Source organism: Nostoc sp. 'Peltigera membranacea cyanobiont' 213 (genome assembly GCF_002245975.1).
Lineage (GTDB): Bacteria > Cyanobacteriota > Cyanobacteriia > Cyanobacteriales > Nostocaceae > Nostoc.
Window position 1 is genome coordinate 1 of record NZ_NOLI01000177.1, and the last position, 13800, is coordinate 13800.

A 13800-nucleotide genomic window follows, 5' to 3' on the forward strand; every position below is an offset into this window, starting at 1 on the left:
CCCCTACCCCCTTCAGCTAAGGCTTCTGACTACCCGCTTGTTCCTGTGCTGGAGTAATGGGAGCGCCATTAGTTAGGTTGAGAATACCGGAAACAACAATTTTGTCTCCAGCCTTTAGTCCTTCGATAACTTGATAATTATTTCCCTCAATAACTCCCAATTTCACAGGTTTTTGTTGAGCCACTAAAGATGGCGCTCCAGCTTTATTTTCTGCTGGCGCTTCAACTTTCTTTTCTGCTAGTGCTTCAGGTTTCTTTGCTGATGGCGCTTCAGCTACAAATACAAAAGTCTCTCCACCCAGGCGAGATATTGCTGTAACTGGAATTAAAATTCCCGGACGTTCATTCCAGATGACTCTGGTTTGCACTGACTGAAGATTAAGCAATCTATTTCTCAAATTGCCAAAGTTGGCTTTTACCAAAACTGTCTGCGAATCGGAACTGGCATTTGGGGAGATAAAACTGATTTTACCGGTTGTTGTGGGTTTGCCTTGGGCATCCAACATTTGCACAGGTAATCCCAAGCGCAAATTTCTGGCTTGATTTAGCGGAATGGATATATTCAGTTCTAAAGAGTCATTTTTAGTTAATGTTGTGAGTTGATCCCCTTGTGCCACATACTGTCCTACCTTGACTGGGATATCACCAACAATACCTGTAAAAGGAGCTAGGACTTTTGTGTATTGCACTTGGACTTGAGCCGACTGGACTTGAGCGGCTGCTTGGCTTACTTGCGATCGCCCTTGGGCAATATCTTCTGGGCGGTTGCCGTTCACCTGCTGATTATAGAATTGTTTCTGCTGTTCTAAGGCAGCACCTAGCTGCTGGATATTAGCATCTCTGCTTTTGCGGAGTTGCTCTAGGTTTTTCTGGGCTGCAACTAGCGCTGCTTGGGCACTATCTTTGTTTTTGATGTATTCATCTAGGGTATCTTGAGAAGTTGCCCCTTCTTTTGTTAATTGTGCATATCGCGTTGCTCGTGCTTGCGCTAGTACGAGATCGGATTTGGCGGAATTAACTTGAGCTTCAGCCTGCTGAATTTGCTGTGGTAGCGATCCAGATACGGCATCTTGATATTTTGCTTGGGCCTGATCTAGCTGGGCTTTGGCTTGGGAAACTACTTCTATTCGAGTCCCTGCTTTGAGTTCAGCCAGATTTGCCTGTGCTTGTTGTAGTGCTGCTTGTTTTTCTCTTAGCACGGCTTGGGCATCATCAGTTTCTAGGCTAATAATTACTTGCCCTTGTTGAACGCGGTTGCCCTCTTTAATAAAAACCTGGCTAATTCGCCCTCCAATCTGTGGTTTGATTGGTACAGACTGCGGAGCTTCTAAGGAGCCAATAAACTCCGAACTATCCTGCACAGTTTCAGTTTCCACAGTTGCTATCTTGACGGGAATTGCCATCGGTTTACCAGCTGCTGGCCCGCCGGCTGCTGGATTGCTAGCACTACTAGTTTGCCACCAGCGCCAACCAAAACCAATACCTGCAATTAAGAGAATAATTCCCAAAATTAGAGGCCAACGACGCTTTTGAGGTGGTTTAGGCGATCGCTCTACCAATGGTTGCGACTCTTGACTAGAATCAGTAACAGTAGGCTGTTCTATTTCAATTGGACGGGGAGAATCAGGGAACTCAGAATGGGACATCTTCACTTTCTCGTCTTGTGGATTTAGACTTGGGCAATCTACTTTTCGCTAAAAAAGGATTATTTGAATAGTTTTTTAGCCTTTTTTCTTGATGTTGATGACAAACATGTACTTGTTTGGGTATTTGGGCGATCGCTCACGATGTCTAGCACCTAAAATGCATAAATATGATTCAGCGTATTTTGGTTAATTTGTATATTGCTTAACTCCGATGGTATTTTGAAAGTGTAATTTATAAAACTGTTTTAGTCAGTAAAAGCTCAGTCTTTAAGTTAGAGAGAAAACACAGTTCATCTTGTTGTCGGCGAATTAACAAAACTTCCTATCTGTTGCAATGGCAAAGTGCTAATACCGCGGACAAATAAATTGACGCAAGTTTCCATGTAGCATTCGCGACTGTAGTCTAGTGTGGTAGGAATATCGCTAAAACGCAGAATACCGTGAAGCAACATCCCCATGAAACTATCCACAGATGCTTTTAAATCTATATCTGAAGATACTGCGCCCCGATCTTGACTTTTCTGCAAGTACACAACCAGCTGTTGGCGCAGCGATTTGTCAGTTTCATATAAAATCAGACGGGCGGCTTGGGGATGTCGCTTTGCTTCCCCAATAAATGTCCGAATTAGGTCTTCATGCTCCTCTATCATCTGGTTGCAAAGCTTTGCATAATTCTTGAGGTCAACATGTAGGTTTTGAGTCCAGTTGTCATCATGAGCTAAGGCTTGGGACTGTAAAGCGATCGCTTCGGTAATTACAGCAGCTATTAATTGCTCTTTGTTCTGGAAATGACGAAATAATGTTACCTCATTGACCGCAGCAACACGAGCAATTTCTCGCGTTGTCGCTCCAGTTAAACCCGCCGTTGCAAACACTTTAGTTGCTGCCTTTATCAAGCGGGCGCGAGTTTGTGCCCTCCTTGATGCTAAGTTTTCCATAAGCGTTTGCAAGCACTTGCTTGCAAATGTAAGTACTTGCTTGCATTATAACTACACAGCAGACAATATTGGTATAAGTTATAGATGAGTTTATCCCTCTTGAGTCGGATTGAATACTAAACTTAGGGAAGAAAAAGGTATGGAGCGATGTCTTTTCTATGAGATGCTCGCGGAATGCGAGCTACGCTGATTAATTCAGCCTTATTAAGCAAGGTTTAGAGTTGTATCAAGTTATCCTCACAAAGAAAAACGTCCAATCAATTAGTGTCCTCTAGAATCCTATTTTTGAGCAGTCCCATCTTCCTACACTTAGGTCACCCGATCGGATGATTTAAAAATCACCCGATCGGGTGATTTAAATTATCCTAATCAGGGTTTTGTATGTGTAGCCAAAAGGCAAGTTGTGACACTCACCCGTGATTACAGAAGCCCATACTGTACCATCACGGTGTGGGTAGTTCACCCATCAACAACTGATTCCTTGGAATTGAATTTTGGCAAAATACCAATAGTTGATTTTCGATTAGCAACAATATGAGAAAAGAGCCATTCATACCGATCGAGTGCTTGTTCTAAAGAATAGTTTTCTTCAGCAAACTTTCTTCCTGCATGACCTAGCCTCGCACATACAATCGGATCGGTATATAAATCATGCACCGCAGCAGCCATTGTATCAGGCGATTCTGGCTCCACAATTATTCCACCACCACTAAGTTCGATCGCTCTAGCAGCAGTACCATTGGCGGGAACTGAACCTACAATCGGACGGCCACTTGCTAGCAGCAGTGGTATTTTTGAGGGCATATTGAACGAAATCACATTGCGCTTTTGCACAATTAATCCCACATCAGATGCTGCTAGCATTTCGGGTAGTTTTTCTCGTGATTGCAACGGTAGCAGCAAAACATTATCTGCTCTATGTAATAGACAATATTCCTGCAACCTTTGCAATGCTTTTGATTCACCAACAATGACAAAGACAATATCTCTGATATGACGTAAGCAAACTGCTGCTTCTATTACTGTTTCTAAACCTTGGGTTAGAGCAATATTGCCCGAATAAAGGACTATAAATTTCCCATCTAGTTGATGACTAGATATCCAAGAGTTGTTCTGTTTTGGTAAAGGGCGGATAAAATTTACATTCACCCAATTAGGAATACAAACAATTTTATTAACAGGTACTCCCTTCTTGACTAAATTCTCGCGAAACCCATCGGCGATGACGCTAATAGTGTGTGCAGTCCGATATGCAAATTTTTCTAAAACTGCAAGAGTTCGGATCATCCACTTGTTTTTTAGTAGCCCAATACGCACAGCAGCTTCTGGTAAAATATCTTGCACATTCAGAACTAGTGGACAGTTATATAACCAACTTAATATTGTTGCTGGCAAAATACCTAATAAAGGTGGAACGGTTAAGATAATCACATCTGGACGTTTACCTTTAAAAGCTTGGGGTAAGCTTGTGAAAATAAAGCTCAACTCCAGTAACAGCCGATCTACAAGGTTAGGTTTAGACTTAATTCTCAGGTAGCTTCGCTGAATGGTCACGCCATTTTTTTGTTCAGTAACGTACCATTGATCCCGATATCCATCGTAAATTTCGCGCTGAGGATAGTTAGGCATCCCGGTAATCACTCGCACTTCATGACCTCGCTTTACTAGTCCTTCTGCCAATTCAGTCATTAACGGAGCAATTCCAATTGGCTCTGGATAATAGTTGTAGGAATAGATCAGAATGTGCATGAGCTATTTGTGAATTTTGTGAACACAACCTGAGATCGGCGAATTTATTACTGATTTCAGTAATATCTGAATATTTGTATTATTTAAATTTTGGTTGTAATTAGATTATGATTTTGTAAATCACAACTAAAATCAATTTTAACAAGGTATTAGTTTTGTTACTTAAGTAAGATTTCTCTACATAGGGTTTCCATTTATCGGCGATCGCTGATAAATGTTGATTATTTACTGATTTAAGTTTCTCACCATATATTATGTGATAACTCCTCACTTATTTGAAAGTGAATCTAATCGTTAATTTTACACTTAGGGGATTGTAGCATTATATTTAATTTCATGTATAGAACCGATATTCCGCCTTTTCAACTGGCACATGAAGTATTTTTAACTAAGTCATCAGTATTGCGTTGATTGATGAGCATCCAAGTTTTTCAGTAGTTCAAAGACACTAACTACTCAACACTAAGTCTTGAGTAGCTATCAATACGTATAGGTAAATACTGCATGAAGCCACGGGGTTAAGTGTAATAAATCAATGAAGATAAACACTTATTTTGTGAAGTTTTGGAAAAAAATGCCAAGTCTATCCAACAAACCCAAGCTCAACTCTATCTATTTTGATGTATGCAGCAAGGTTTGCTAAGTGATTTCCAAAACCCAGCTAACTAAAAATCACGAGCGATCGCCCAATCGGAACTGATTAAAGTTAAGCTAAAGTTAAAAACAGAAATACTGTCACCTAGAGTTTTCTAAAATTCTTAAATCTTCAGCTGTAGGCTTAGGGCGATCGGACTCAAAGCTACCTTTAGGACAACGGACTTCAAACATTAGATTATCACCAGTTTCGGCATCAAGTACTTGAGTCAATTTGGCATTTGATTTACAACGCCCACCATCAAAATCGATGCCACCTACATAATCAGCCGTAACTTTCCAAACCTTACGGTTCCCGTCAATATCGAGGTTATATTCTGTTGCAGGTTTAGCATCTTTCCACATGAGGAATTTAATTTCTTTAATTTTCCGATTGCCTAAAAGTTTAGTTACCTCATCTTGTGTTTTTAGTTTGAATTCGCTATCAGATTTGTTTGAGTTGCCGCCATATTTTGCAGGTAAAGGAGGCTTTGTTTCTGGCTGTTGCTGTTCCTCGTTAATAGCAAAACTTGTTGTTGAGACGAGTGCTATAGAACCCACAGCAGCCGAAAGCATTAAAACAATTAAAAGTGCCTGTTTAAATGATTTCATCATCTTTACTATAATAGTTACTTGATAGCCAGTTCGTTATGCGTTAAGGTAACACGATTAAGACTCGAATTGTAAGTAGAATTCATGCCGTTATAAATATTGGCATCTCTGTCAGCCACAGCAGTAGGACTGTTACTAACATTTGTCCAAGTGTTGCTGAGGCTGAGTCTTTGCCATAAATCGGCATAGGTTCCACTTGTAAATGTATTTAAATTATCTTTTGATTCAAGTCCGAGATTAATATATAGCCAATAAACTTTCAATATCCAACAGATATATAATTTTGGTGGTACAAAAACTTGTGTCGCAATTAAGTATTCTATTATACTTAATGAGTAGCGCTACACATTTAACTAGTCTAATATCGTATATCTTTTGTGTAGTATTATGATGGCAAAGGTTAAGAGTGTTGATATATCAGGAAATTTAGCGTTTCTATTAGAAGTTGGTACAGAAGAATTACCTGCAAGCTTTCTCAGTGATGCCTTAATACAGTGGCGAGAACGCATTCCCCAAAGTTTGGAAGCAAATAGCCTTCAGGGTGAAAGTGTCCAAGTGTACGGTACTCCCCGGCGTTTAGCGGTATTGATTAAAGGTCTACCATCTCAGCAAGCAGACCGAGAAGAAGAAATTAAAGGGCCTCCCGCCCAAGCCGCCTTTAAAGATGGTAAGCCGACAGCAGCAGCACTAGGTTTTGCCAAAAAGCAAGGCGTGGAAATAGATGCACTATTCCTTCGCCCTACGGAGAAAGGGGAATTTGTTTTTGTGCAAAAAAGAATTCCCGGTCGTCCTGTGGCGGAAATTTTGACAGAACTTGTTCAAGAGTGGATTTGGGGTTTAGAAGGTAAGCGGTTGATGCGTTGGGGAGATGGGGATGGGAGATTTTCTCGACCAATTCGCTGGCTGGTAGCTTTGTTAGATGAGACGGTGCTACCGTTGGAATTGGTGAATGGTTCTAAAACGATTCAGAGCGATCGCATTTCTCAAGGTCATCGTGTCTTACATCCTGAACCTGTGACAATTGCCCAAGCTACTGATTATGTTACCGCCCTCAAGTCTGCTTATGTCACCGTTGACCCAGAAGAACGGGAAAATCTGATTAAACAGCAAGTGAAGGCAGTAGCAGAGAGTTTAAGCGGGTATACAGTCATTTATCCCGATTTATTAGCGGAAGTAACCAATCTTGTAGAATATCCTTCTACAGTTGTTGGTAAATTTGAACCAGAATTTTTGGAATTACCAACTGAGGTAATTACTGAAGTCATGGTGACTCATCAACGTTATTTCCCTGTATTCAAACCAGGTAGTTCTGAACAAGAATTATTGCCCAATTTCATCACAATTTCTAACGGCGATCCTAAAAAATCAGATATTGTTGCCGTCGGGAATGAAAGGGTAATTCGTGCCAGATTAGCTGATGGCAGATTTTTCTACGAAGCTGATTTAACTAAGCCTTTAGAAAGCTTTTTACCCCAGTTAGAAAAAGTTACTTTTCAAGAAGAATTGGGTTCGGTACGTACCAAGATAGATAGAGTAGTTAAGATTGCCGAGCAAATTTCTACCCAATTAGAATTAGCAGATAATCAAAGCCAAAAAATCCAACGGGCTGCTTTATTATGTAAAGCAGATTTAGTAACTCAAATGGTGTATGAATTCCCTGAATTGCAAGGCATTATGGGAGAAAAATATGCCTTAGCGAGTGGTGAAGATGCCGAAGTTGCAAAGGCAATTTATCAGCATTATTTGCCAACGGGAGCCGGTGACAATTTACCCGAAACACTCACAGGTCAAATTGTCGGTTTGGCAGATAGATTAGATACCTTAGTGAGTATCTTTGGCTTAGGTTTAATTCCCTCTGGCTCCTCCGATCCCTTCGCCTTGCGTCGGGCTGCTAATGCTGTAGTTAAAATTACCTGGTTCTATAATTTGCCGATAAATTTAGATGATTTATTGGCACAAATAGCAACAGATTTTGCTGCGAAATATCAAAAAGATCGGACATTATTAACCACAGCATTACAAGAGTTTTTCTTACAACGCATCCGCACTTTATTACAAGAAGAAAAACAGATTGATTACGACTTGGTAAATGCAGTTTTGGGAGAAAATGACCCAGAATATACAGAACGCACATTAAAGGATTTATTGGATGTCCGCGATCGCGCCTTGTACTTACAACAAATCCGTAACGACAGTACCTTAGATAACATCTACGAAACCGTTAACCGTTCCACACGATTAGCCGCTCAAGGTGACTTGGATACAAAACAGCTAGAACCGAAAACGGTAGTTCGTCCAGAATTATTCCAAAAGCCCTCTGAGGAAGCTTTGTATAATGCCTTAATCGAATCAGTACCGCAAACTCAAACAGCACAGCAGACACGAAATTATCAACTGTTAGTAGCAGCACTAGCAAAAATTGCTCCAACAGTTAGTAACTTCTTTGATGGGCCAGATAGCGTTTTAGTTATGGACTCCGATCCAGAAATTAAGCGTAATCGATTACACTTACTGGGATTAGTTCGCAATCATGCTCGTGTTTTGGCTGACTTTGGTGCGATCGTCAAAAATCTGTAGCGTAAGTCAACAAAAAGTTGTGTAATTTTTACCAATAGACGCTACTATAGGGAGTGCTTAACCAGGGACTCTGCTGCAATCTATGTCCAAAGCTCATGTTATTGGATTGGGAAAGTCCGGTGTTGCTGCGGCGAGATTGTTGAAACGGGAAGGTTGGGAGGTAGAGCTAAGTGATGGCAACACCTCCGAAACCCTCCTCCAACAACAACAAGAACTCGCTGCCGAGCAAATAACCGTTAAACTAGGTCAATCCCTAGAATTGAATGGTGATAATTTACCCCAATTAATAGTTGTTAGTCCTGGCGTGCCTTGGGATATTCCCATATTAATCAAGGCACGCCAATTAGGTATTGAAACCATTGGCGAAATGGAACTCGCTTGGCGAAATTTGCGATCTTTACCTTGGGTAGGAATTACAGGTACTAACGGCAAAACTACTACCACAGCTTTAATTGCTGCCATTTTTAAAGCCGCAGAATTAAACGCACCTGCTTGCGGTAACATTGGCTACGCCGCTTGTGAAGTTGCCCTGTCTTGCAGGGGACAGGGAAGAGAGGACAGGGGACAGGGGACAGGGGGAGTAGGAGAAACATTTGATAATTCCTGTACAGATGTGATTAATCGCGTCTCTTCACTCGATTGGGTGATTGCGGAAGTTAGCAGCTATCAAATAGAATCTTCGAGTTCTCTTGCACCACGTATCGGAGTTTGGACGACTTTTACACCAGATCATCTGAGTCGCCATAAGACTTTAGAGAATTATTACAACATCAAAGCCAAGTTATTGCATCAGTCCGAATTGCAAGTGTTTAATGGCGATGATGCTTACTTGAGGCAACAAGGTTTAAATGCTTGGCCTAATGCTTATTGGACAAGTGTCAGAGGAAAAGATTTCCTGATTAGCGAAAAAGGTTTTTACATCGAGGACGACTGGGTTGTGGAAAAATTGACTGCAACCTCTACACCAGAACCGATTGTGAAAGTATCTACTTTGCGAATGGTGGGAGAACATAACCAGCAAAATCTCTTGATGGCAGTAGCAACGGCACGATTAGCAGGAATTAATCGTGATGCGATCGCACTTGCAATTAGTGAATTCCCCGGTGTTGCCCATCGTTTGGAGCATATCTGCACTTGGGAAGGCATTGATTTCATCAACGACAGCAAAGCCACTAACTATGATGCTGCCGAAGTTGGTTTAGCATCTGTGAAAAGTCCAGCGATTTTAATTGCTGGTGGCGAAGCCAAAGCAGGTGATGATACTGGCTGGCTAGCACAAATTCAAACCAAAGCGGCTGCTGTGTTATTGATTGGCTCTGCTGCACCCGCATTTGCTCAACGCCTCCAAGAGGTGGGGTATTATTCTTACGAAATTGTGGAAACTATGGAAAGGGCAGTTCCCCGATCGGCGGAATTAGCTAAGGAGTATCAAGCGCCTGTGGTGTTGCTATCTCCAGCTTGTGCGAGTTTCGATCAGTACCCCAATTTTGAAGTGCGGGGCGATCGCTTTCGTGAGTTGTGCCTTGCTTGGGCGGCAGGAGGGAAGCTTCAACACAACTTGATTCTTTCATCCTCTCTGCCTAATTAATTAACTGTGTGACTTGCAGCTATACCTTATGTCAGATCAACCTGCACCAGAAATCGAATTGCTCCGTGCGGCTTACGCAGCCTTCAACGCGCGAGATATTGACGCTGCCCTTGCCCTCATGACTGCGGACGTGGCTTGGCCGAAAGCGTTCAAAGGCGGTTTTGTCTGTGGATCTGAAGAAGTTCGCGCTTACTGGACGGAGCAATGGAGCGAGATCAATCCGCACGTCGAGCCAGTTTCTTTTTACTCGGAGGAGGCCGGGCGCATTTTGGTCGATGTGCATCAGGTTGTGCGTGACTTGGATGGAGCAGTTCTTGCCGATGAGCATGTCGGCCATCGATTCACCCTTGAACACGGCTTGATTCAAGCTATGGAAGTCTGTCCACTTCCATCGTCCACCCCAAAGGACTAAACCACGCGCAAAGAGAGAGTACCGTACCTACTTCCAAACAATCAAATGCGATCGCTCAACCTGACTTTTGACTGGATGTGGAAAAGGGGATAGACTTTTCTAAGAGGTCTTATAATTATATTTTGATGTAGTTTGCAACTTCAACCTCATGAGCGATGCTTGTAGGTTTAGGAATAGGTAAACCATCTTCTAGCATTCCTTCTATATGAAATTCAATAGCTTCTGCAATCATCTGCTTGACTTCTTCTAAAGTTTCACCCACAGCTACACAACCTGGTAAATCAGGGATATAAGCGCCATAGCTAGTTTCTCCCTTTTCAATCACAACTGTATAACGCATTAGTATTCCTCCAATTGAGCTTGTCTCCAGATATTTTTAAGAGTACCAATTGGCACATCCACATTAGGTTTACCAAAAATATTTCTCATGAATCGAGTGGCTCAAAATGAAATGCTAAAGTTAATAATCAAGCTTTTCCAGAGCTACATTCTCTCTCCCAGATAAAATTTATATATGAACGCTACACAAGAAAAACTAAAAGTTCAGCTTGAACAGGCAATAGTTTCGGCTTTTGGCGCTGACTTCGCGGGAGTAGATCCAATATTGGTTCCTGCTAGCAATCCTAAATTTGGTGATTACCAGGCGAATGTGGCTTTATCGCTGAGTAAAAAGTTAGGAAAGCAACCAAGAGCGATCGCAGCTGCGATCGTTGAGAAACTAGATGTATCTGAAATCTGCGAAGCGCCGGAAATTGCTGGGCCAGGATTTATCAATCTGAAACTAAAAACGGTATATCTAGAAGCACAATTGAACGAAATTCAAGCCGATCCCCGGTTGGGAGTTCCAGCCGCGAAAACGCCGAAGCGGGAAATTGTGGATTTTTCCAGTCCGAATATTGCCAAAGAAATGCATGTCGGACACTTGCGTTCGACGATTATTGGTGATTCCATCGCCCGGATTTTAGAATTTATTGGACACAATGTGCTGCGGTTAAATCATGTAGGTGACTGGGGTACGCAGTTTGGGATGTTAATTACTCATCTTCGTGAATCTGATTCTGAAAATAATTCCTTTTGGAATAGTCTATATTATGAGGAGAACGATCAACCGGGTTTCATTAACTCTCCCTCTATAAATATAGGAGACTTGGTTCAGTTTTACAGAGAAGCTAAGAAAAAATTTGATGAAGATGCTGATTTTCGAGAAAGATCACGTAAAGCAGTAGTAGAACTACAATCTAATGAGTTATCAGCAAAACACGCTTGGTTTTTTCTTTGTGAAGCTTCTCGAAAAGAGTTTCAAGTAATTTATGAGTTGCTGGATATCAAGTTAGATGAACGGGGCGAATCTTTCTACAACCCCTTACTACCAAAAGTTGTGGAAGATTTAGAGAAATCTGGTTTACTGGTAGAAAATCAGGGCGCAAAATGCGTTTTTTTGGAAGGGTTTACAAATAGAGAAGGTGAACCTTTGCCCTTAATTGTACAAAAATCAGATGGCGGCTATAACTACGCCACAACTGATTTGGCATCCCTCCGCTACCGGATTCAACAGGATCAAGCAAAGCGGATAATTTATGTAACAGATACTGGACAAGCAAACCACTTTGCCCAATTTTTCCAGGTAGCACGCAAAGCTGGCTGGATTCCCGATGATGTGGAATTAGTGCATGTTCCCTTTGGGTTGGTGTTAGGAGAAGATGGGAAGAAATTCAAAACTCGTTCTGGGGATACTGTGCGGTTGCGGGATTTATTAGATGAAGCTGTTTCTCGTGCCCATGCTGACTTAAAAAGTAGATTACAAGAAGAAGAACGCCAAGAAACTGAAAAATTTATTAATGAAGTTGCTAGGGTAGTTGGTATCAGTGCAGTTAAGTATGCAGACTTAAGCCAAAACCGCACTAGCAATTACATTTTCAGCTATGACAAAATGCTGGATTTCAAAGGTAATACTGCACCTTATATGCTATATGCTTATGCGCGGATTCAGGGGATTAGCCGCAAGGGTGATATTAACTTTGAGGAGTTAGGAAATAATGCCGTCTTATTGCAGCATGAAACAGAATTAGCGCTGGCAAAATATTTACTTCAACTGGATGAAGTTATTAGTAGTGTAGAGCAAGACTTGATGCCTAATCGTTTATGTGAGTATTTGTACGAACTGAGTAAGAAGTTTAATCAGTTTTACGATCGCCATCAGGGAGTTCAGGTTTTGGAGGCACAGGAACCTCAGAGGACATCCAGGTTGGTTTTGTGTGATTTGACTGCTAGAACTCTGAAGTTGGGACTATCTTTATTGGGAATTCAGGTGTTGGAGAGGATGTAATATTTTTTTAACGCCAAGGTGCGCTGAGTAAGAGTTAAGTTAATTTCTTCTTGGTGTCCTTTCCGTCTTCTCTGCGAGACGCTACGCGTTGGTGTAAGCCTCTCGTAGAGAAGGCGGTTCGTTAATCATAATTTTTGAATTTGGAGGCGATCGCAAATGGTACAGACACCATCTAAAAACATAACTTTGGCAGAGTTTCTGAAGCTACCAGAAACGAAACCCGCTAGTGAATACATCAATGGTAAAATTATTCAAAAACCAATAGGACAGGGAGAACATAGCACTATTCAAGGTGAACTGATTATTTTTATTAATGCTATATTGAAACCCCAAAAAGTTGCACGAGCATATCCAGAATTGCGGTGTACATTTGGTGGCAAATCAATTATCCCGGATGTAGCGGTATTTACTTGGGATAGAATACCTCGGAAAGAAAATGGCAGGGTAGCAAATTTATTTTTAGCCGCTCCCGATTGGACTATCGAGATTCTATCGCCCGATCAAAGACAAACGAAAGTTACAAAAAATATTCTCCATTGCCTGAATTATGAAACCCAAATGGGTTGGCTGATCGATCCAGAAGAACAAACGGTATTTGTGTACATCCGCAATCAACAGCCAATCATGTTGGATGAACTAGATGCTTTACTTCCTGTGCCAGATTTTGCAACTGAGTTGAGGCTGACAGTAGGAGATTTATTTGGTTGGCTGTTGGAGTAAAATAAGGAAATATGCCAAGTGCAACAGGTTTTATGGGTAGGAGTTGGTTGTAAACGGGGAACCTCATGGCAATTGATTGATTGGGCTATTGAGCAAGTGTTTCGAGAAAATCAACTTTTTCAAAGTGCGATCGCAGGGATTGCTACCATTGACACTAAAGCCTCGGAAGTTGGCTTAGTAGAACTTTGCCAGCTACGCAATCTACCGCTAAAAACCTTTTCTGCGGAAAGCCTTTGCTCTGTCTGTGTCCCCAACCCTGCAACAATTACTGACCATAAAGTAGGTACACCTAGCGTAGCAGAGGCGGCTGCTATTCTTGCAGCTAATCTAATTGCTTCCCCTTTTACCAGCACAGAAGCATTGGGAGTAAGATTCTTAGTTCCTAAACAAATTTTCCAGCTAAAAGGGCAACCAGGAGCGGTAACACTAGCTGTTGTCCAAGCCTCAAATATGACTCTTACAAAACTTTATTAATTGTTCTAAGGAACGTGGATTAAATAAAGTGTAAAAGTAGGGACTGTTTAGGGCTTTCCAAGAAATAAATTATTCATTTGTGGGATGGGCATCTTGCCCGTCCCCAATATTAGGACGGGCAAGATG

The 13800-nt window shown here is 41.6% G+C and carries 12 protein-coding genes; 6 read left to right on the forward strand and 6 right to left on the reverse strand.

Annotated elements, in window-relative coordinates; translation table 11 throughout:
• Nucleotides 1-16 precede the first annotated feature (16 nt).
• The 5 genes from CDG77_RS30235 to CDG77_RS35885 form a co-directional block, all read right to left on the reverse strand.
• On the reverse strand, nucleotides 17-1645 hold the full coding sequence (locus tag CDG77_RS30235) for an efflux RND transporter periplasmic adaptor subunit (RefSeq protein WP_094332935.1): 1629 nt from the start codon (nucleotides 1643-1645) through the stop codon (nucleotides 17-19).
• Nucleotides 1646-1935: 290 nt separating this feature from the next.
• Nucleotides 1936-2583: a TetR/AcrR family transcriptional regulator gene (locus CDG77_RS30240; protein WP_094332936.1), complete on the reverse strand. Its 648-nt coding sequence runs from the start codon at nucleotides 2581-2583 to the stop codon at nucleotides 1936-1938.
• Nucleotides 2584-3042: 459 nt separating this feature from the next.
• Nucleotides 3043-4332: a glycosyltransferase family 4 protein gene (locus CDG77_RS30245; RefSeq protein ID WP_094332937.1), complete on the reverse strand. Its 1290-nt coding sequence runs from the start codon at nucleotides 4330-4332 to the stop codon at nucleotides 3043-3045.
• A gap of 735 nt (nucleotides 4333-5067) precedes the next feature.
• The gene (locus tag CDG77_RS30250) at nucleotides 5068-5580 is read right to left on the reverse strand and encodes a hypothetical protein (protein ID WP_143857123.1); all 513 of its coding nucleotides are present in this window, start codon (nucleotides 5578-5580) and stop codon (nucleotides 5068-5070) included.
• A 14-nt stretch (nucleotides 5581-5594) separates the two neighbouring features.
• Nucleotides 5595-5840 carry a hypothetical protein gene (locus tag CDG77_RS35885; protein WP_143857124.1) on the reverse strand — a complete coding sequence of 82 codons (246 nt, stop codon included), beginning with the start codon at nucleotides 5838-5840 and terminating at the stop codon, nucleotides 5595-5597.
• A gap of 124 nt (nucleotides 5841-5964) precedes the next feature.
• Here CDG77_RS35885 and glyS point away from each other — a divergent pair, with 124 nt between their 5' ends.
• The 3 genes from glyS to CDG77_RS30265 all read left to right on the forward strand — a co-directional run bounded on the left by glyS (nucleotide 5965) and on the right by CDG77_RS30265 (nucleotide 10154).
• Nucleotides 5965-8154 (forward strand): glycine--tRNA ligase subunit beta, encoded by a 2190-nt coding sequence (gene glyS / locus CDG77_RS30255; RefSeq protein WP_223270056.1) that lies wholly within the window; start codon nucleotides 5965-5967, stop codon nucleotides 8152-8154.
• An 82-nt stretch (nucleotides 8155-8236) separates the two neighbouring features.
• Entirely contained in the window at nucleotides 8237-9742 is a 1506-nt protein-coding gene (gene murD, locus CDG77_RS30260; RefSeq protein ID WP_094332940.1) for a UDP-N-acetylmuramoyl-L-alanine--D-glutamate ligase, read from the forward strand.
• Between the two features lie 28 nt (nucleotides 9743-9770).
• Nucleotides 9771-10154 (forward strand): nuclear transport factor 2 family protein, encoded by a 384-nt coding sequence (locus CDG77_RS30265; RefSeq protein WP_094332941.1) that lies wholly within the window; start codon nucleotides 9771-9773, stop codon nucleotides 10152-10154.
• A gap of 115 nt (nucleotides 10155-10269) precedes the next feature.
• Here CDG77_RS30265 and CDG77_RS30270 read toward each other — a convergent pair whose 3' ends face one another.
• Complete coding sequence (locus CDG77_RS30270; protein ID WP_094332942.1) at nucleotides 10270-10494, reverse strand: type II toxin-antitoxin system HicB family antitoxin; 225 nt, start codon at nucleotides 10492-10494, stop codon at nucleotides 10270-10272.
• Nucleotides 10495-10668: 174 nt separating this feature from the next.
• Here CDG77_RS30270 and argS point away from each other — a divergent pair, with 174 nt between their 5' ends.
• The 3 genes from argS to CDG77_RS30290 all read left to right on the forward strand — a co-directional run bounded on the left by argS (nucleotide 10669) and on the right by CDG77_RS30290 (nucleotide 13674).
• Nucleotides 10669-12480, forward strand: a complete 1812-nt coding sequence (gene argS, locus CDG77_RS30280; RefSeq protein WP_094332943.1) for an arginine--tRNA ligase — start codon at nucleotides 10669-10671, stop codon at nucleotides 12478-12480.
• Between the two features lie 156 nt (nucleotides 12481-12636).
• Complete coding sequence (locus CDG77_RS30285) at nucleotides 12637-13200, forward strand: Uma2 family endonuclease (protein WP_094332944.1); 564 nt, start codon at nucleotides 12637-12639, stop codon at nucleotides 13198-13200.
• Between the two features lie 18 nt (nucleotides 13201-13218).
• Nucleotides 13219-13674: a cobalamin biosynthesis protein gene (locus CDG77_RS30290; protein WP_094332945.1), complete on the forward strand. Its 456-nt coding sequence runs from the start codon at nucleotides 13219-13221 to the stop codon at nucleotides 13672-13674.
• The last annotated feature ends 126 nt before the right edge of the window (nucleotides 13675-13800 follow it).

Bases quoted from the DNA above. Each gene is read 5' to 3' on its own strand.
- CDG77_RS30235 (WP_094332935.1), bottom strand. From the start codon at position 1,645: ATGTCCCATTCTGAGTTCCCTGATTCTCCCCGTCCAATTGAAATAGAA.
- CDG77_RS30240 (WP_094332936.1), bottom strand. From the start codon at position 2,583: ATGGAAAACTTAGCATCAAGGAGGGCACAAACTCGCGCCCGCTTGATA.
- CDG77_RS30245 (WP_094332937.1), bottom strand. From the start codon at position 4,332: ATGCACATTCTGATCTATTCCTACAACTATTATCCAGAGCCAATTGGA.
- CDG77_RS30250 (WP_143857123.1), bottom strand. From the start codon at position 5,580: ATGATGAAATCATTTAAACAGGCACTTTTAATTGTTTTAATGCTTTCG.
- glyS (WP_223270056.1), top strand. From the start codon at position 5,965: ATGATGGCAAAGGTTAAGAGTGTTGATATATCAGGAAATTTAGCGTTT.
- murD (WP_094332940.1), top strand. From the start codon at position 8,237: ATGTCCAAAGCTCATGTTATTGGATTGGGAAAGTCCGGTGTTGCTGCG.
- CDG77_RS30265 (WP_094332941.1), top strand. From the start codon at position 9,771: ATGTCAGATCAACCTGCACCAGAAATCGAATTGCTCCGTGCGGCTTAC.
- CDG77_RS30270 (WP_094332942.1), bottom strand. From the start codon at position 10,494: ATGCGTTATACAGTTGTGATTGAAAAGGGAGAAACTAGCTATGGCGCT.
- argS (WP_094332943.1), top strand. From the start codon at position 10,669: ATGAACGCTACACAAGAAAAACTAAAAGTTCAGCTTGAACAGGCAATA.
- CDG77_RS30285 (WP_094332944.1), top strand. From the start codon at position 12,637: ATGGTACAGACACCATCTAAAAACATAACTTTGGCAGAGTTTCTGAAG.